Origin of the sequence: Legionella saoudiensis (assembly GCF_001465875.1) — a bacterium.
Taxonomy (GTDB): Bacteria; Pseudomonadota; Gammaproteobacteria; order Legionellales; family Legionellaceae; genus Legionella; species Legionella saoudiensis.
This window is the reverse complement of the sequence record NZ_LN901323.1, coordinates 343,528-362,523: the sequence shown is the minus strand read 5'-3', so window position 1 is coordinate 362,523 and position 18,996 is coordinate 343,528. Positions and strand designations below refer to the sequence as shown.

Below are 18,996 nucleotides of genomic sequence, written 5' to 3'. Positions count from 1 at the left end.
TAAAATGAGCAAACTAATTTTTGTATTATCATGAGATACTATGAATTCATATGCAGTAATACAGCTAGGAAATCCATTACTTAGAATGATATCAGAACCTATTAGCGAAGATCTTTGGGGTTCTAAACAGCTGAAAGAAATGGAATTCATTCTTTTTAAAGCCCTAGAAGAAGAGCAAGGTTTAGGAATAGCCGCCCCACAAATTGCGATCCACAAACGTGCTATTGCCTTTGGCATGAAACAACATCCGGTCTACACTGATTTGCCATCCATCCCATTTACGGTTCTATTTAATCCCTCATTTGAGCCTCTTTCTGATGTGATGGAAGAAGCCTATGAAGGTTGCTTGAGTGTTGGGCAGCTCAGAGGAAAAGTTTCTCGCTATAAATCCATTGTTTATCGCGGTTATGATGTGAATGGGAATTTAATTGAGCGAGAAGCAGTCGACCTCCATGCGCGTGTCGTACAGCATGAATGCGACCATCTAGATGGCATAGTTTTTTTAGATCGCGTTACTAATCATAGCTCACTAGGCTTCCATGAAGAGTTAATACGTTCAGGAGCCTTGCAAGGCAAAAAAACAGATTAATGCTTACAGTAGTCCCAAAAACTATCAGCCTGGCGCTATTAATACCCTGGAAATGTATGACTATGTGATACGGGGCTTACTGTCTCTTTTTCTCTAAAGCCCCTCTACCCACGAATGCCAAAATTATTTGATATTTTTTTTACGTCAATCTTGCGTCCCATTGGCAGCTTGATTAGTAAATCCTAAACGCCTGCATCTCAGAAAATATAATTCACTTATTGCATATTTTTAAAATCAAGATAGAATGCGCGCCGCAATGGAAAAAAAATAAATTAGCCCAACTATCAAGGAATTATTATGGAAAAAATTACCAGGCTTTTGCCTCAAGCATGTATTGCGTTAATTGTATCTCTTTCTTTAACTGCCTGTACTTCTATTGGTCGCATGCCCGTTGATGTTAATCAGCAGCAGGCTATTAATCAAACCAATGCAATAATATTAACAAGTCAAAAAAATCTAGAAGTAGAGCCAATGGCTGCCCCTACCGGAAACTATGGAAGTGCCTTTGGAGTTACAGGGCTTATCGCAACGGCAGTGGTAAATGGAGCCATTGTCCATCATGAAAATAAAAGAACCGAGCAGCTTTTCGCACCAATTCATCAGAATCTTGCCGGTGTAGATTTTAACCAACAAATGAACCAACAGCTTTCTAAGGAATTAAAAACTATAAAATGGTTACATTTCAATAAAGGCCACGTTTATGGAGAGATTTCTTTAGCAAAGAAAAACATACTTACAAACGAGTCTAAAGGTGATGCGATGGTTTATGTTGGCTTATCTTACCAACTTTCCAACAAAGCCTTAGATGCATTAATTATGACTGCTGATGTGGAAATATATAAAAAAGGCACGCCAAGGCCTACTTTAATCTATCAAAATAAATTTCAATACATTGAAAAACTAGACCCGCTGCCAATTAAGGAAACCATCAAATATTGGGCTGATAATAATGCCGCCAAAGCTCGTCAGGCAATGCAGACAGGAATAAAAGTTTTATCAAAAACTATCGCCCAAGACATCCAAAATCCAACAGCTAATTCTAATCAATATTATCCGGTAAACATCTGGTATACGAATATAAGAGAAGGGCAAGCCGGCCTAGCCGCAGGTTATCTCGAAGAGAAAATTGGCGATAAAAATATTATCCGTGACCGATTTGGCGATCTAACGATTGTTAATGATCGATTGATTATCAAAAGAACGTAATTTGATGCTTCACATTAGAATTTTCAGCAAAATATCCTGCCTTTTAATTAAAGGCAGGAGAAGATGAATTAAAAATCAATGACTGTTGCGCCCTCATTTTATATTAGTGACTTAAATGACCTATACTATTTTGTAAGGAAAAGTGCCCAATGGAGATAGCAATGAGCCAATCAACAATTGACCTAGAAAATGAGTTAAAGAAAGAGGCCGAGCTAAAAAAATTCTTTGAACTGCAAGCGAATAACAAGAAAACGGAACAAGAACAAGAAGAATACAATTTGCTTTTAGCTGCATACGGCAAAGACGTAATTAAAAACCCCGATATTATAAAAGATAAGAAGCAAGAAGAAGTTAACTACGTTGTTCAAGGTATACAAAATGACATTTTTAAACAGATAATCAAGGATTATGAGGAAGAAAAACCTGGTAGAAAAGTTGAAGAAAAAGATGGAAATACTATTTTTACTTTTGACAGCCAAGAAGATGCGATCAGTTTCTTTAAAGAACAAGCAGAAAAAGGCCGCCCATTTGAAGTGTATAATCCAGCAACCGATCATTGCATCTATTCTGATGGTACCAATTTTGTCCATGGAACATTAAAAGATGTTCAAGCATACAAACAAAATCCTGAATCGTTTAATTTAGGTGAAAATGGCGCATTGACAGCAAAAGAACCTCAGGAGCAAGAAACAACGACAATGAAGATGTAAAACCTAGCCGTGAATTGGTTTAATTTTCAATTAGGTGATAGCCCTCTGTGCTAATCAACGAGGTTCTTCATGAAGATAGTTGCAATTATGAGTCAAGGGCTCGAATTATTATTAAGTTAGGTCAGATCTTTTGATAGTTAAAGCATGCCTTATATTATCAAAAGACTGCCCCTGAAACAGCATCCGGAATGTTAACCATGCTCAAGCACAACTAGAGAAGCTTCTTAAATAAACTTTAGTTGAAATTATGTAAAGCCTATATATAATCCCCTCTTTAAAAATATACGGAAAAGAGCTGTAGTCTATCTTTGCTTAATTCGGCCTAAGGAATATTTGACTAATTTTTATTAATCAATAGTGCTCTTATCATCTTCTCATGTAGTTAAAATTAGGATTTATTAAGGTGAACCATGCTCCAAAAATTATTGGAATAATTGAGTTAGGTGGAACTATTAGCAGTATTGGTGAAGGTTCTACCGCAGAATTTTATAAACGCCCAAGCCGCTCTGTTTCTTCCTTTATTGAGGAATTTAAATTAGGACCTCATGTAAAAATCAAAATAGAACAGTTTGAGCAGAAAATCAGCCATGAGATGACTGTTGAAGGGCTCATAAAATTAGCTCAAAGAATTCAAGCTCTTCTGGATTCAAGTGAATATAGTGGAGTAGTAATAACCACAGGAACGAATGCTTTAGAAGATATAGCCTATTTTATTGGGCTAACCGTAAAATCAATAAAACCTATTATTTTTACTGGTGCCCATTATCCACAAAATAGCCTTACCTTTGATGGAAAGAAAAATTTATATAATGCCATCAATATAGCTTGTTCCGATAAGGCAATGAAATTAGGTGTTTTAGTAACATTTAATGATTATGTAATTACGGCTCGTGATGCTGTAAAAACTACACCAGGGTTAAATAGTAATTTTGCTCTGGAAGGAATAGGAGTAATAGGACATGTTATTGGCGGCCAATTTATTTTGAAATCAACGCCAATGTACAAACACACCTATCAAAGTGAGTTTTCCTTATTAGGATTAAACGATTTACCAAAAGTCTCAATTATTTATGCTCATTTAGGTATGGATGACTTTTTGATTAATGCCTGTATAGCATTTGGTATATCTGGCATAGTCAGTGCTGGGTTTGGTAAAGGTTATCAACCAACTCATATATCACAAGCATTGGCAAAAGCGGCACAATTAAATATTCCTATAGTAAGATGCTCTCGCTTCGGAGTTAGCTATACGAGTATTGATCAAGCATATGATGAAAAATATGGCTTCATTGTAGCAAAAGGCTTATCGCCTCATAAATCAAGCCTGTTGCTATCGCTCGCGCTAAATAAAACTAGAGAGATTAGCCAATTACAACAAATATTTGAAGAATATTAATCTTATGGTAAAAAGGATTTCAAACAACATGAGCCGGTGTATTCACAAGTTTAAAGGAATACTAAAAAGATATAGATTGGAAAAAAGTAAATATCGATATAGCTTACTTGATGTTGTATCGCGAAATAATAAAATTGAATTACATGTAATTATATCGGGAATTAAAAAACAAATTTTAAAGCTTACGCCTGAAGAAATACTTTATGATGATGAGCTATTGCCTGAGTTTTCTCCCTATGATGTAAGAGCAATTACGTATCTATCATTTCAAAAATACCTTAAACAAGAACATTATTGTTTAATAATAGAAAAACAATCCTTAAATCAAGGAGAAACAATTTTTAGCATTAAAAATACGCATACCAATACCTCGTTTACTATAAGCGCAAGAAAATTATACCAAGATTATGATTCTTTAGTTAATTTAAGTAAAAAAGATATGGTTACAGTTATTTCTACTGCAGTGCAAGAACAAACATTTTTAGATATAGAAAAAATGGGGATGTTATGAATTTTATAGAAAATAAAAATATTCAAAATGCTCTGCTTGATAAAGCACAATGTGATTTTAAATATATGCGTATTCTCTCTATGATCTATGTAACATTCCTTATGTCTGCAACAGTCATGGCATATAAATTAGTTGACATATGGGGGATCGTAGAACCAGGTTCAACTCTTATTTATACTTTTACATTTTTTTTAGGCAATATTTATGCAGAATTATATGGTCCAAGTTACACAAAAAAACTCATATGGGAATCGATTATAACTGGCTATATTTTTGCGTTTCTTATAACGTTAGTTAATTTTTTTCCCTCTCCTAGTTATTGGAATATGTATGAAGAATTTAACAAAGTAATTGGCCATGTATTAAGATTTACAAATGCAGGGGTTATTGGTTATTTATTAAGCGCGTTCTTAAATGCCTATCTCTTCACTAAGTGGAAATATAAATTAAAAGGAAAATATTTTTGGGCTAGAAGCCTTTTAGCATCGTCAATCAGTGAAGGATTCGCAACATTCATTGCAGGACTCATTACATTTGTAGGGATGATGCCAACAATAAAAATTCTAACCGTTATGGCCAATGCGCTTTTATTTAAAATTGCCTATGGTTTTATAGCCGTATGGCCTGCAACTTTTATTGCTTATATATTAAAAAAGAATGAAAAGAAAATAGCTACAAACCCTTTAATGCCTTTCTTAAATTAAATCCTAGAAAAAGGTTCTTGACTCAAGTAATGTTGCTAAAACATAAATATTAATGGGTAATGGAATTACCGTATAGGAATCACTAGTTGGGTTTAAACATTTTATAAATTTCTTATTTGCGGAGTTAATCATGATTTGACGAAACACATAATGATTCCCATCATCTTTTAACAAACAAAAATCCCCATTAAAAGGCTCTTTATCTTTTTCGAATATAAGAATGGTATCTTTAGAGAATTTAGGTTCCATGGAGTCATCATTCATACTGGTCGCAAAATAATTCTTATCATGGTCTAACTCAGCAGAAATAAACTTTTTACTCTGTATAAGAGCCTGACTTATTCCATATATTTCTATATCCCTAAATTCAACATAAGGTATTTTTTTTTGTTTATTAAAAGAGGGGGGGTTATCAGTATCTAAATCAGCACTAGAAATTAAGTCATGCAATGAAATTTTGAAGTAATTAGCAATTGGAGTTATTGTGGATAATTTTGGATTTTTATTTATTCCTGTGATTATTCTATTAATCATTTGTTGGGGAATGCCAATTCTTTTTGATAGCTCATTCTCACTAATACCTTCTTTTTTTAAAAGATTTTTTAGGTTTATTCCAAAATAGTTCATACAATCACATAGGATCTCATGTTAATTATTGATTATTACACTTTAGAGTGTAATAATCAACGCTACACTCTAAAGTGTAAAGTATGCAGGACAATATATTCTAGTACCCATTAGAGACCATTTTGGGAAAAAGGATTTAACCAGAGGCAATAGAATTATTACTGATACAGAGGCAGAATGAAACCGCTGGCACACGGAGGTTTAAACAAATTACTTCTGCTTCTTTAGAAAAGAATATCCAATTATTATAAAAAATGCACAATATATTTACAAAAACCTTAAGCGGCTTAGATGCCAACTAGATGTAAAGGAAGGGAACTGTGGATACAATAAAAAATAATAGTTTTGACGTAAGTCGAAATACTAAAGTGTTCTTTGCTCTCAAAAAGCAGAACCTAATGCAACAGGTTTTAATAAATACCTTAATGACTAGAAATAATTGCCTCATAGATGATCTTGCTAAAATACTTAATATCGATGCGAAAAAACTTCATCGAGTATGGCAGGGAAACGCTACACTGACAGAAAAAAAATCTACTGAACTTATTAGTCTCTTTTATATCTTAACAAATTCGGTGAAAGCATAAAATATTAACCATATTGGACTAACTCTGTTTTATTTTTGCATATATTCTAAATCTAATTAAGTTAATTCAATAATTGATTTGCGATATTTCCTAATTAACACAAAAAGCAGCCCTGATCCTCTGGAGTCTAAGCCCTTATTCCATAAGTTTGTTTTTTTATTTCCCAAAGTGCTCTTTTGCCTCTAAAAGGCACGTATTATGAAAGTCGATTATATTCGATGGAAAATCGACTTTAAATGTATTAGGCAATTCACTATAAATATACTCATAATAATATTCTGTAGCCTTTATTGCATTTGTTAAGTCAGGTATGTGCATTGTTAGTTCGGAATCAAGATGCGCTACAAACTGATCACGGTATGACTTCATTTTTTTATGGTATTGCTCGTAATCGTCTGAGCTAAGATTGCAATATAGTAACATATTGGTTTTAAATGCTTCGGGATCTTCTATTACAATTCTCCTCCAATGGTGTGCATTATAACTCCCGAAAAGTTTCATCCATTCTATTACACACATATCGAGAAAATTATTTTGAACTACTATCCAAAATTGATGTTTAGCTAAAGTAGTATTTTTATTAATCCAACCAGCTCTGTAATAAGCAGAGTTTTGTGAAAAAGCACAGCAAAGTAATCCTACTCTTCGAAGTCTAATATTTCTTTCCATTGAAATTTATCTTATATAACCTTGAGCAATAGTTATAGTAATTCATATTGTATTAAAAGACCAATTTCCTCAAACCACGGTGCCGCTTAATTTACAGCGCTCCAGGATACTCTATGCGTAATGCTCTAACCATGTTGGACTTACCTTGTTCTTATTTTTTCATATAAGACCAAATCTAATTTATTTATTTTTATTCAATGAATTAATATGAAGTTTTTTCTAAAAACAAACGCAAAAAGCAAGGCCTGACCCTCTGAGGCTTCTGAAGTTTTTTCTAAAAACAAAACGCAAGGCCTGCCCCACTGGGCGTATTCTGCTTTTTTGATAAATAAATGAAAAACTACAACTTAGATATTTCTTTATAAGCTAGCTCGACGTAATTTTCTAACTGGGTATTATATAGTCTATTATCATATATGGTTCGTGAATCACTATCTAAATAATGTGTTAAATTTCTAAAACCACCAACATCACAGCTTTCAGCGATCCTTTTTATTTTATTTAACCCTGTATATTGACTAGGATCTTCTCCCATAGCCACCAAACAGCTAAGAATTTTTTCAATTAAATTCTCTAAATTTTTACATATTTGTTTTTGTTTTACCAAACTCATAAATCACCTTATTGTTTGCTCTGGATATTTTTTAATAAACTGCTCTATGGTATAGGTATTACCCGTCATACCATCTCTAATTTGTTTGATCCATGTGATTGGATAGCTTCTTGGCAGTAAAATTTGATCCTCACCTCCTCTGTGATATATACGATTTCCAGACTTTGATAATTGTGGGGCAACTTTTCCTATATTTAATTGAATATTTTCGGGGACGAGAATTTGTGCCTCAAAGCGTTGATTGCTCCATTTTTGAAAAACAGCCGTGTCACTTCTTGATGCATTTTCTATGGTTGTAGCAAATCCACCGTTAGCCTTTGCCTGATTACCTACCCCTCCAAATTTCCTATAAAGAGTTACTGGTGAGTCTGTTATTACAGTTAAATAATCCTCATTTAAAAATGTTCTTTGAATCCCTCTAGGCAGTGACTCCTTTTCAACCAAACTAACACTGTCATTAATCCTTGTAATTATTGAAGTCTTATTTGGAACCGTTTGTACTATTTCTTCAACGACAGTCGTTTTACTACCTAATAAAGCAACCTTCGAACCAGTCTTTCCTAGCCATTTTAATGCAGTGTTTGCTAATTTGCCCCCTGGCACTAGTCCTAATGCGGCAAGAGCTCGATTAATGGGCTCCCCAGTAACCAAATCTTTACCGGACCACACTTGTTCCGCAGCTTTTAATTGTCCCACAATAGGAATACAATCTAAAGCAAAAGAGCCTCCCATTTTTAAATAATCAGATGGGGTTAGTGAGGTACCTGTTTCTGAGGCAGGCGAATGTGAACCCCAAATCCCTAAAGCTTTTGGGCCATATCTTAGAATTTCATCCCCATAATTTTCCCAAATTTTTCCCGCAGCTTCGCTAAGCTGGGTTAATGGAGCGTTATCATAAAAACCATCTGGGATAGGAGAGTAGTTACTTTCCTCTGCAGGAATAGCGCAATATTCACCATTATACCCTTCAGAGGAATTGCGCTCCTCCTCAATCAATGGCTGTTCCCGATAGCTGTTAAACTCTTGCTCAGTTTTTTGATTGCCACTTAATAAACCATCGATAGATAATTCATCCATCATCTCAGTATACTCATCCAGATAATGAGGCGATGCCATGCCTGACACCACAGCATTTCCTATCACACTTCCTAAATTATCACTAAGAACTTGCCCTGCATCAAAGTGAGTTCCTGTAGTAAGTGATTGAGCACCGGCTCCGGCCAGGTTTTGTAGCTCTGCGCGGAGCATACCGGTGTGGTTATCCAGAGCTTCGAGCTTCTTGCCGAATTCTTTTCCAGCTTTTGAGCCCATTAAACCCCCGGTTACCGTGGCTACTCCTAATTCAGTCCAGTCAAAGTGTTGGTGGCGTCTTATAGTGGTATTAAATGCCTGGCTTGCTGCGTTTTGTTCCATCATTTCAAAGGCGCTGGAGGCACTAAAATATTTGTAATCATATTCACCTATCTTATTCGACAGCGTTTTAAAGGCCGCTACGTTTTTTAAACCATAGCCTATGCCTGCGGTAGCGGCTGTGGTTAAGCCGGATATCAGTGCTCCGCCAAAATCAATACCGCTTTGCATGCCCATCAGATTGGCTGCTGTTTGGCCGGCTATGCTACCTACGAAGCCTGCAGCGAAACCGACACCGAGTATCGTGCCTATACCCGCAGCCCCTGCACTACCGGTAATGGCACCACCCAATGCGGATAATCCTGCTGAAAAGATGGAGCTCGTAGCCCCCATGCCAATGGCGAACGCGCCTGCGGTTAAGACGGTTGCAACAGTCGCAACAATGGCAACAATTATCTTACCCCAGATACTTCCATGCTTCGGTTTGGGTGGTTTTAGGGTTGGTATAGGCGCATTGGCACTGGTGTTGCCGAGCATTTTATTCGCATTCAGGATGCGATGTGTTGCTTGCGTGTGGTGTTGCCCTATTGCTGCCGGGGGAATAGTTAGGCTTTGACCTATATAGATTTGGCCATCTTTCCCTGCAATGGCCGTGCGGTCGCTGATACCATTAGCATCGGCGATTAGATACCACAGGCTGCTGTCTCCATAAACTTGTAGAGCAATTGACTCTAAGCTGTCGCCTGGTTTTAAGGTGTAAGTGCCAATAGTGTCTTGTGGTAACTCTGCTAGCGTAGGCTCTTTATTTAATAGCGCATTTGCTCCCAGCATGGACATAAGCTCATAAAGCTCGGGACTCAATTTAATATTGCGGCCAGTTGGGCCTCCGGTGGGGGTAAAGCCGCCGTAGATATTCAGTTCTTGCTTTCCTGAACCATCTATATGTAGATCACCTATGGTTTTTCCGCCTATGGATAGATAGCTGGTCGAACCACCATTGTCTTCTTGCCGTGCACGCAACCCTTCGATTGAGCTATATAAATATTTAATTGGGTAGCTACCTTGCTCTGTACGCTTGTCTACACTGCTTAGTAAACCATTTTGATCATAGAAGCGGATACTATCCCCTGTTGTTTTCTTTTCACCATTATAGGCCTCATTTTCTACTTTATCGCTTTTTTGCTGGTAGCTATCCCATTCTTCATAACCATAGGTATGGGTGATTTTAGAACCATCTTTACGATTAGGCCCGCCGTTACTAATGATTTCCATTTTACTAATGTTTTCAACAACATCATATTCGTAATTAACATAGGATATTTCCCTTTTATGATCACGGATAGATTGATGGGTTAGTAAACCATTCTTGTATGTAAGGATGGTAACTTGCGACTGAGCGCCGCGGCCATCATAGGCATATTCTTCAATAACACGTCCGGCTAAATCATACCTTTTGGATTGAATCCTCTTATTTTGCTTAGAAACCTGCACGAGCTGATTGGCTTGATCATAATCATAGTGGTATTGGCTTAGCTTCCCTTGCTCATAAACTTCTGCATCACTCACGTTGCCAGCATTATCATAAGCCAGACGGCTTCCTTTAGCACCGATAACAATTTGCCCATTTTGCAGTTCACCTTTATTGAGAATCATGCGATTGTTTTCATCATAAAGATAATAAGCCTCGCTGGCACTACCTGAGCGGTTGCCATTTGCTTTGGCTTGTACGGCAGTATGGCGGATATTGCCTACTTCATCGTAATCATAATCGACCCAAAGTAAGGATTTATCTGTGTCTGGCAGGTAATCAGGATTATGGCGACGTAAGGAGGTTAAACGTCCTAACTCATCGTAATCGTAGAAATCAGTTTCATAGAGCCAACTGTCTTGATAACTTTGGGAGCGGCTGGATACTTTACTGCGCATTTGTCCTTCTAAGTCATAAGTGTAGCCAATTAACTCCCTGCTGGTTCTATCTTCATAACTAATTAATTGTCCATCGCCTTGGTATTTGCGATAAATATTTTTACCCCTGGTGGAGTATTCATGCAATAGTAGCCCATTGACATTGTACTCATAAAACGTGGTGTGATTACCTAAATCGGTGTGCGACAGTAAATGACCATGCGCATCATAATTCCAGCTTTGTTGCTTTTTGAGGGCATCCGTTTCTTTAATTTTATGCCCATAGTCATCATACTCATAGTCGGTACTTAGTCCACGAGCATCCGTTTTTTTTATTTGATTGCCTAGGGTATCGTAGGTAAATGTTATTTTGTCATTGACACCATTTTCCTGAATGATTAACTGGCCAGCTTCATCATAAGCGTATTTTTGTTTGCGAAGTTCTTTTTGGCTATTGTAGGTTCGCACCTGGGTAAGGCGATTTTCACGGTCGTAGGTGTATTCGGTGATGCCATTTAATTCATTCTCGGAAGAGCTTAATTGCCCTAAGAGATTGTACTTCTTGGTTCGTGATATACCCTTCGCATCCGTTTCCCGTATCACATGCCCTTCCGCATCATAAGCCCTCGTGGTCCTATGGTTATTGGCATCAATCGCCGCAATCACTTGCCCTAATTCATCATAGGCAAAAGTATTCACCGGCTTAATACGGCTTCTTACCCCCTGTGCATTCATGAAGGAAACTTCGGGCAACTCTTGTTTGGTGACTTGATTAAACAAGTTGTATTCGTAATTGGTGGTGTATCCCAAAGCATTGGTATGGGAAAGCATATTCCCCCAACGGTCTACCGATAAAGTTTGTCTGGCCTCCACTACCGTACGCATGGCATTTTTATCTAAGACATCTACAGTATACTCGTGGTTTTGGGAAAGTAGGTGCCCTAAGGCATCATAAGTGTTATTTTGGCGTTGCAGTCGTTGGTGCAAACTGTCATTATCAAAGTTAGTGCAATTTTTAAAATAATCAAGGCTTAAATCAACTCCGCGCTCGCCTCCTTCTGGATGAAAACCATTAGCCGAGGTGACAATCTGCGTTACTTCGTCTGCCACATCATAAAGAAAAATTTGATAATAACCTTGGACATTGGAGCGCCATGCATGGCCTAAACGATCATAGTCAATATGGATGTGGAATTGACCATTCATTCCTTTCGCAATAACTTCGCCAAAAATATTATAGCGTGCTTCTTCTACATGCAGCTGATTATTTTCTTTATAGCTGTAGGTTTGTACTAAATTATGTTCGCTGTCGTACACATAGCGCACATCGCGAATCTGTTTGCTGCCATCAGCCCGGGTTACCGTTTGGAAGCTACGAACCAAGTTCCCTACCTCATCATAACTGTAGTTCACCTTATGGTTCATGGCATTGGTTTCACTAATCACCTGGCCAAGTGCATTAAATTCAGCATAACTTACTTGATCGGCGGCTGAAACACCTCTTAGTGTGTACCCTTTATCCGCAGTCAACTCGGCTCCATTGGCCCATTGGTAGGTTTGCAACAAATTGCCCAAGGCATCATAAGCATAAGTCGTTGCTTTGCGTGCTTGTTGGCCTGGGCCAATTTTCGCAGTTAACTGGCCTAAGGCATCGTAATAGCAATATGCACTATTATTTTGGGCATCAATGGTTTCAATTAGATACCCCATAGCGTCATAGGCATAACGCGTGGATACATCTTGACGTATGGTTTCTAACTTATTATTAACCAGGCGTGAGAATTCTACATTTTTTAAGGTCTTCGTAATAACTTGGCCTAAAGCATCGTACGTAAATGTAACGATGCGGTCTTTGCTATTCGTTGCTGGAAGCGAATAGCCATTGATATCAGCTTTTTCTGTACGTGTTGCAAACTCGGTGCAGCATTCTACTTCGCCAAAAGTATTTAGCGTATAGGTGGTAAGATACCCTTCCGCATCAACCTGTGCGGTTTGCTGGCCGTCCTGGTTATAATACATGAGCGTTACCGCATCGCGGCTTGAATCAATACGTTTTATTGTTTTAACGACCTCACCGAATGCGTTGTATACGTTGCGGGTACTGGGTTGCAATTTACTGTAAGTTTTATCACGTGGATTGTAGGTAAGAACCGCATCGCGAGTAGTTTCAATGAGGTGGTCATCTAAATCGTAGGAATAAATTTCGGTTCGATCGGCATCGCCGCTTCGAATGGCTTTGGCTATTTCCTCAGTGCCGTATTCAGCCAAAACAATCCGGCTTTCATAACGTATTTTCTTGGTTACACGACCATAAGCGTCATAATCGTATTGGGTTAAACCGCCGCGTGCGTCCACCTGATAAACCAGCCGGCCTTGCGTATCATAAGCAAAATGTTGCCAATGGCCAGCCCGGTCGCTGCGGGCAGTCACTTCACCAAAAGCATTGTAGATTGTCGTTTCCGTTAGTTCTTTGCTAATCTCTTGGCGTTCTGCTGATCTTCCCTGGCTGGCATTACTTACTTTTACATCAGGATAAACCGTCTTCGTGAGGCGGTTCATTGAGTCGTATTCAAAATGGCGTTTCTGCGCATTTCCTTTCGCATCACGAGTTTCAGTAATCACATTACCAAAACTGTCATATTCGGTTTGGGTGATGATTGAACGTAACGTTTTCTGATGCTGGTTGTCCATTACCCACACTTGGGGCGAGACGGTTTCGGTGAGTCGATTTAGCTCATCATAGGAATAGGTCCAAACTGCTTTATTCGCTTCAATTTTTTGCAATACATTGCCATTGCTATCATATTGGTAACTTGTTTCCAGGTTCTTGGCGTTTACCTCTTTTTCCAAGCGACCAAGGGCGTCATAGCTGTAAGTACTACTTCGTGCGTTGCTGTCGGTGGCAAAGAAATCGTTTAAACCGGTTAGAGTAGTGTCTTTTAAGGTAGTAACTCGTTGTGCGTGCGTAATTTGAGCGATTACATTACCTATCTCATCATAACGGCGCTCTACTACTTGACCTTCTGCACTAATGCGATAACGTTCACGTCCTGCGGCATCATAGACAAAATAGTTGGTGCGGTCTTGCTTGCTGTGCGCTAGAGTATCCAGAGTCAGGCTGGCGATGTCATCGCCAGTGATTAAGGTGGCGTAACGCGTGCAGGAAATAACTTGATTTAATTCATTGTAAATATAAGATTTGGCAACGCCTTGAGGGCTTAACTCAATGATCATGCGGCCGGCTTGATCATAGGCATAGCGGGTTATTTTATTTTGGCTATTACTGGTGCAATTTTTCTGGAAGTATTCCAGGTCTACCTTAGTTTTCTCATTAAGAGAAACAGAGCTTTCATATTGAATGCGTGCAATAACCTGTCCATGCGCATCGTAGCGTAATTCTGTTACCAAACCATTGTTACATTGAAAGCGTAGCTGGTTTAAGCCATCATAGGCAAAATACTCCTCACGCACCTTGGTACGATCCAGTTTAACCGGCTTTCCTGCTTTTAAATCTTCTATAGAAATCGCTACGGCACATTTCGTTACATTAACAATGTTGTCATTACTATCATATCGATACAACGTAGCATAACCTAAAGCATCAAATAATTGTTCCAAACGCCCAGCCGCATCCCATATGCGAAAGGTATATTGATCTTTAACATCTTTTACCAGGAGCTTATTGAGACCTTCTTCAGAATAACTTGCCATTAACTTTATGGGTTTTGCATAAGTTATGGTTTGTTCTTCACAACCATTTGGATTATAAATATGCTCGGTAACTACCCCGCGTGCATTGATTTGATAACGGCATTGGTTATTCGCATCATAGACATAATGCGTGCTATTGCCACGTGCATCAGTTTGGCAAATCAGGTTGTCATTTTCATCGTATTGATAGTAGGTGGTAAGCCGCAAGTTATCCGGGTCTTGAATAGTAGCGGTGCAGCGCTCTAAATTATCCCAGGTATAGGCCGTTACCTTATTATGTCCATTGCGATTCCATTCCGTTTTGCGTACCAATTTCCCCCGCGCATCGTAGCTGTACTCGGTGATAAGATTTAATCCTTTAGGATCAATGCAGGATTTAACCAATAACCCCTGATCATTATAAGTAAATTGGCTGACTCGTTTATTTTCTGTAATTTGTATTTGTCTACCAATAGCGTCATAGGCATATTCGGTAACAAGATTAAGCCCATCTGGATCAATGGTTTTGGTAAGAACATGGCCTTGGGCATCATAGGTGTATGCAATTTTATGGCCGCCCGAGTCTTCTTGCCATTGTAATTGTCCGGCGGCATCATAATGATAGGTTTTAGAGGTATTTTCCGGGGCGTCTACGCGGATGAGCAAACCCCGCTCATCATAGGTAAAGGTCGTGGTATTTTTATTGCCATCGATTAAGCTTAGCTTATCCCCAAACGCATTAAATTCGGTGATGATTTTTGAGCGCCGATTAGGATCGGATAAGGTTAATTTATTATTTTGATCGTCATAGGTATACTGCTTGATATTTTTTTGCAAATTATCTGTTTCTGAAATCACTCGGCCAAATGCATCGTATTTTATTTTTTTAAATTTATTTTGAGGATTAAAAATGGTAATTTGTTCTCCACGTTTATTCCATTTGTAACGAATAATATTCTCGCGCCCATCAACATACTTCTCCATAAAACCAAAAGCATTGTAGTGCATTTTTAGCGAACGATTTAATCCACCGAGATCATCAGTTCGCTGCACCAATAAGCCGCGTCCATCATAACTATATGCGGTGGTTTTAGTATGAGTTGCATCAATAGTTTCAATGCTCCGCTCCAATTCACCAAAAGCATTGTATTCGGAAGTAATTAATCCTTGAGCTCCCTTATGCTGCGCAATTACTTGACCAATTCGATTATATTCATACCTGGTGGTTTCATCAAAATGCTCGTCTTTTACCTGTTCTACATAGGCCCGAAGATCTTCAATGGTTATGGTCTTTAATCTTTTTAATGAGAGTGGTGCACTGTATTTATGAATTACTTCAATTTGGTTCAATGCATTATAACGGGTTTCGCTGATGGCACCTTGGGCATTGACGGTAAATTGCAGTTGGCCATATTGATTATAAAAATAGCGTGTGGTGCGTTGTAAGGCATCAGTCTTGGATTGTAATAATCCTGAATTATCATAAACATAATGAATACTATGCTCCTGCCAAATTTGTTCAATGGCTTTATCCGTTAATGGTTTTTGATTGAGCTTTGCGCACCCTAATTCATCTAATTCCTGAATAATTCGTCCTAAAGCATCGTATCGATATTGTTGCTCTCTTATTGCCTGGGTACGCGCATCCGTACGAGTTTTGCTAATGAGTTGCCCCATCTCGTTATAAACGTATGTGGTAATTAACCCATTAGGGGATTTCTCTTGGCTTAATTGCCCCAAATCATTATAGGTATAATAACTATGATGATCGTTGCCATGTTGCGGCGGGCGAATCGTTTCTAGCGTTTCGCTGCTAAGCTCCAATTCAGCAGCAACCGCAGTTGCATAGGCAATGCGTTCGATTAATTGGCCACTAGCATCATAGCGGTATTCGGTAAGGTAGCCCTCACCATCAACATTTGCAATTTTTTGCCCTTGCGCATCATAAAAATTATAGGTATGGATGTCTGTGCTTTGCTCACCAGGCTTATCGAGTTGCCAATCTCCACTAAAGATTTTTTTGATGCACTGCGTATAACGAATGGTTTCAATCACATGCCCCTGCCGGTCATAACGGTATTCGGTAACATAACCTTCGGCATCACGTTCAGCTGAGACGTTACCATTAAGATCATAATAATAGTAAATATTGCGGTCATTAATGTTTGAGTTTAGGTTAAAGGAAGTTGAAGACAATAATGTTTCTGGTTGGTAATCCGCTAAGCGTTGTGCATATGCGGTTTTACTAACTATTTTTCCCTCGGCATTGTAGGTGTAGCCAATTACCGCACCGGTCGCATCAACAGTATAAGCAACTTGCTGGTATTCATTATAAATTATTTGGCTAATGTTATCATTTTTATTATTAAGCGGAATAATAGATATAAAAGCTGGATAGTCCTGCAACCAGCCTTTGGTACTGACTCGTTGAGAGTACTGATGGGTTTGTATTAACAGCCCATCCTCATTATACGAGTATCTGGTAAGTTGTCCTTGCTTATTCACCTTAGCGTTTAGGCGACCTTGAGCATCATAAAAATAAAAAATATTTAAACCATCTACGCCGGTTTCGGAAATCAAGCGGCCAGCTTCATCGTATTGGTACGATGTGGTACCAAAATCATGTCTCACATCCAAACAATGCGTGGCAATTAATAAACCACTACGATCATAGATTTTTATTGTTTGTAAGCCATTGGCATCTGTTTGGATAATTTGTTGATGCGCATCATCATAACTAATACTTTGCGTATGTCCTTGATTGTCTATAGTTTGAGTTAAGCGGCCTAAATCATCATAGAAATAGTAGGTAGTACTCCATCCATTTGCAGTTGGCGTACTTTTCTCGCGCAAACGCCCAGCAGCATCATATACAGAATGAGAACGAGTAGCTTGCGCATCCAGAATGCCAATCCCCTCAGTCGTAACATGAGTGTAATGAATTTCTTCGCTTAATTGGCCACGCCAATCATAGCTGTAATCCACTAAACTGACTTGTTGCGGATTTTGCTGAGCGCACCATGCCTCCATCTGCTCCTGATTAAGACACAGATCTTCTGCTAAAGAACTTACATTGTAAGCAGCCTTTAGATAGCGGCGGCTACTCGCCAATTGCCCTTGAGAATTATAACGATACTCAGTAACGGTGCCATCCGCAGCAATAATAAAACGCAAATGTCCTTGCGCATCATAAGCATAACGTGTAGTTTTCGGCTTAATCGGATGATGCTCGCCGTCAAAAGCTTGATAGCTGGTTTCTAAAAGCAAATGATGCTCTGCATCAAAACTGCGTTTAGTTATTTGCCCGTTAGGCTCCTGGATGTAAATGCAATCACCGGCTTCATTATAACGGTAATGCCAAGTTTGCGCACCTTGAGTAATACTGCTTAATTGATTTCCTTCATAACGATAACTAATACGATAGTTTTCAGGCCCCTCTACCGCAATTAGGCGATCGCGCTCATCATAAAAATAAGTCCATGACTCTCCAAGGCTGTTGGTTAAGGTGGTATGCCCTGATTCATAATTATAAATAGTGCAACGTCCTTCACCGTCAATTAGCTTATGCACGCGCCCTTGAGCATCATAGTCAATGCGTAAGCTTGTGCCATCTGACTGTTTTACTGAGCTTATACGATTAGAATCCCCTACATAGTCATAAGTTATCCAATAGTTTTTTCCATCGCCTAAATCACGGCTAACTTTATGCAAACGCTGATGTTCATCATAGTCGTAATGGATGTGGTGCACCTGTTGCGAATCGCTGGTTGTGGTGATATCGGTAAGTAAACCCTGGTTAAATGTCCAGGTAACTTTTTGACGGCCGCTGGTGCTTACAATGGAGCTCAAATGCCCATCAACATAATTAAATTTAAGATGGTGATTGTCCTGGTCACTAATTTGCGTTAACTGGCCATTGTGCGCATATTCATAGGTGGTTTTAGCACTGCCATCTTTATAAATCCATCCATTGGCAGTCAAGCGTAAATTAGCCGTACCGCCCTCTTCAGGTACATATTGCTGACGCGTAGCATTCCAGTTAAAACGCGCCCGATGCCCATCTTCACCAATGCGAATAACGTAGGAGCCTTCATGATTTGCTTCACCATGCAATTCGATTCCTGATTGCACGTTAAAACACCAGGAGCCGCCCCCCTCGCCTAAAGAGTTATAGGTTTGAAATAGGTCAAAACCAAAACCGATATCAGCAAGAAAACCATCAGAATGACGTAATATTAAGTTTCCATTAGCGGCATTAACATAGGCTGACTCACCGCCTTGGCCCAAAGAGGCACTACCATGAGTCGCATGGCCCCTCATACCGATAGAGGAGCCATAAATTCCTAAACCATTGCCAGTAATTGTTTGTGTCATGATACATCCTACGAGTAATTATTCTTTTTTAAACACTTCAAGCCGGGCGGTCACCGCAAGCTTGA

Annotated in this window: 11 protein-coding genes; 7 read left to right on the top strand and 4 right to left on the bottom strand. The window is 38.7% G+C overall.

Translation table 11 applies throughout. The features are described 5' to 3' along the window. Nucleotides 1-40 precede the first annotated feature (40 nt). The 6 genes from BN3124_RS07915 to BN3124_RS07890 all read left to right on the top strand — a co-directional run bounded on the left by BN3124_RS07915 (nt 41) and on the right by BN3124_RS07890 (nt 5,116). Nucleotides 41-589 (top strand): peptide deformylase, encoded by a 549-nt coding sequence (locus BN3124_RS07915; protein ID WP_058534259.1) that lies wholly within the window; start codon nt 41-43, stop codon nt 587-589. Nucleotides 590-886: 297 nt separating this feature from the next. Next, the gene (locus tag BN3124_RS07910) at nt 887-1,795 is read left to right on the top strand and encodes a hypothetical protein (RefSeq protein WP_058534258.1); all 909 of its coding nucleotides are present in this window, start codon (nt 887-889) and stop codon (nt 1,793-1,795) included. Between the two features lie 161 nt (nt 1,796-1,956). After that, on the top strand, nt 1,957-2,505 hold the full coding sequence (locus BN3124_RS07905) for a hypothetical protein (RefSeq protein ID WP_058534257.1): 549 nt from the start codon (nt 1,957-1,959) through the stop codon (nt 2,503-2,505). A gap of 403 nt (nt 2,506-2,908) precedes the next feature. Then, nucleotides 2,909-3,901, top strand: coding sequence for an asparaginase (locus tag BN3124_RS07900; RefSeq protein WP_058534256.1), 993 nt, complete (start codon nt 2,909-2,911; stop codon nt 3,899-3,901). A gap of 76 nt (nt 3,902-3,977) precedes the next feature. After that, nucleotides 3,978-4,412: a hypothetical protein gene (locus BN3124_RS07895; RefSeq protein ID WP_058534255.1), complete on the top strand. Its 435-nt coding sequence runs from the start codon at nt 3,978-3,980 to the stop codon at nt 4,410-4,412. Further along, on the top strand, nt 4,409-5,116 hold the full coding sequence (locus BN3124_RS07890) for a queuosine precursor transporter (protein WP_058534254.1): 708 nt from the start codon (nt 4,409-4,411) through the stop codon (nt 5,114-5,116). The genes BN3124_RS07895 and BN3124_RS07890 overlap by 4 nt, the downstream gene beginning before the upstream one ends. A 3-nt stretch (nt 5,117-5,119) precedes the next feature. Here the strand turns inward: BN3124_RS07890 and BN3124_RS07885 are convergent, their stop codons facing one another. Beyond that, complete coding sequence (locus BN3124_RS07885) at nt 5,120-5,743, bottom strand: XRE family transcriptional regulator (RefSeq protein ID WP_058534253.1); 624 nt, start codon at nt 5,741-5,743, stop codon at nt 5,120-5,122. Between the two features lie 320 nt (nt 5,744-6,063). On the opposite strand from BN3124_RS07885, the gene BN3124_RS07880 reads away from it, so the two are divergent. Next, complete coding sequence (locus tag BN3124_RS07880) at nt 6,064-6,330, top strand: hypothetical protein (RefSeq protein ID WP_058534252.1); 267 nt, start codon at nt 6,064-6,066, stop codon at nt 6,328-6,330. A gap of 156 nt (nt 6,331-6,486) precedes the next feature. On the opposite strand, the gene BN3124_RS07875 is transcribed toward BN3124_RS07880, so the two are convergent. The 3 genes from BN3124_RS07875 to BN3124_RS07865 all read right to left on the bottom strand — a co-directional run bounded on the left by BN3124_RS07875 (nt 6,487) and on the right by BN3124_RS07865 (nt 18,931). After that, nucleotides 6,487-6,999 (bottom strand): hypothetical protein, encoded by a 513-nt coding sequence (locus BN3124_RS07875; RefSeq protein ID WP_058534251.1) that lies wholly within the window; start codon nt 6,997-6,999, stop codon nt 6,487-6,489. Between the two features lie 340 nt (nt 7,000-7,339). Continuing rightward, the gene (locus tag BN3124_RS07870) at nt 7,340-7,612 is read right to left on the bottom strand and encodes a hypothetical protein (protein WP_058534250.1); all 273 of its coding nucleotides are present in this window, start codon (nt 7,610-7,612) and stop codon (nt 7,340-7,342) included. A 3-nt stretch (nt 7,613-7,615) separates the two neighbouring features. Then, the gene (locus BN3124_RS07865) at nt 7,616-18,931 is read right to left on the bottom strand and encodes a pre-toxin TG domain-containing protein (RefSeq protein ID WP_058534249.1); all 11,316 of its coding nucleotides are present in this window, start codon (nt 18,929-18,931) and stop codon (nt 7,616-7,618) included. Nucleotides 18,932-18,996: the final 65 nt, after the last annotated feature.

Coding starts and splice junctions, on each gene's coding strand:
- BN3124_RS07865 (WP_058534249.1), bottom strand. CDS start 18,931: ATGACACAAACAATTACTGGCAATGGTTTAGGAATTTATGGCTCCTCT.
- BN3124_RS07890 (WP_058534254.1), top strand. CDS start 4,409: ATGAATTTTATAGAAAATAAAAATATTCAAAATGCTCTGCTTGATAAA.
- BN3124_RS07910 (WP_058534258.1), top strand. CDS start 887: ATGGAAAAAATTACCAGGCTTTTGCCTCAAGCATGTATTGCGTTAATT.
- BN3124_RS07915 (WP_058534259.1), top strand. CDS start 41: ATGAATTCATATGCAGTAATACAGCTAGGAAATCCATTACTTAGAATG.
- BN3124_RS07870 (WP_058534250.1), bottom strand. CDS start 7,612: ATGAGTTTGGTAAAACAAAAACAAATATGTAAAAATTTAGAGAATTTA.
- BN3124_RS07905 (WP_058534257.1), top strand. CDS start 1,957: ATGAGCCAATCAACAATTGACCTAGAAAATGAGTTAAAGAAAGAGGCC.
- BN3124_RS07885 (WP_058534253.1), bottom strand. CDS start 5,743: ATGAACTATTTTGGAATAAACCTAAAAAATCTTTTAAAAAAAGAAGGT.
- BN3124_RS07875 (WP_058534251.1), bottom strand. CDS start 6,999: ATGGAAAGAAATATTAGACTTCGAAGAGTAGGATTACTTTGCTGTGCT.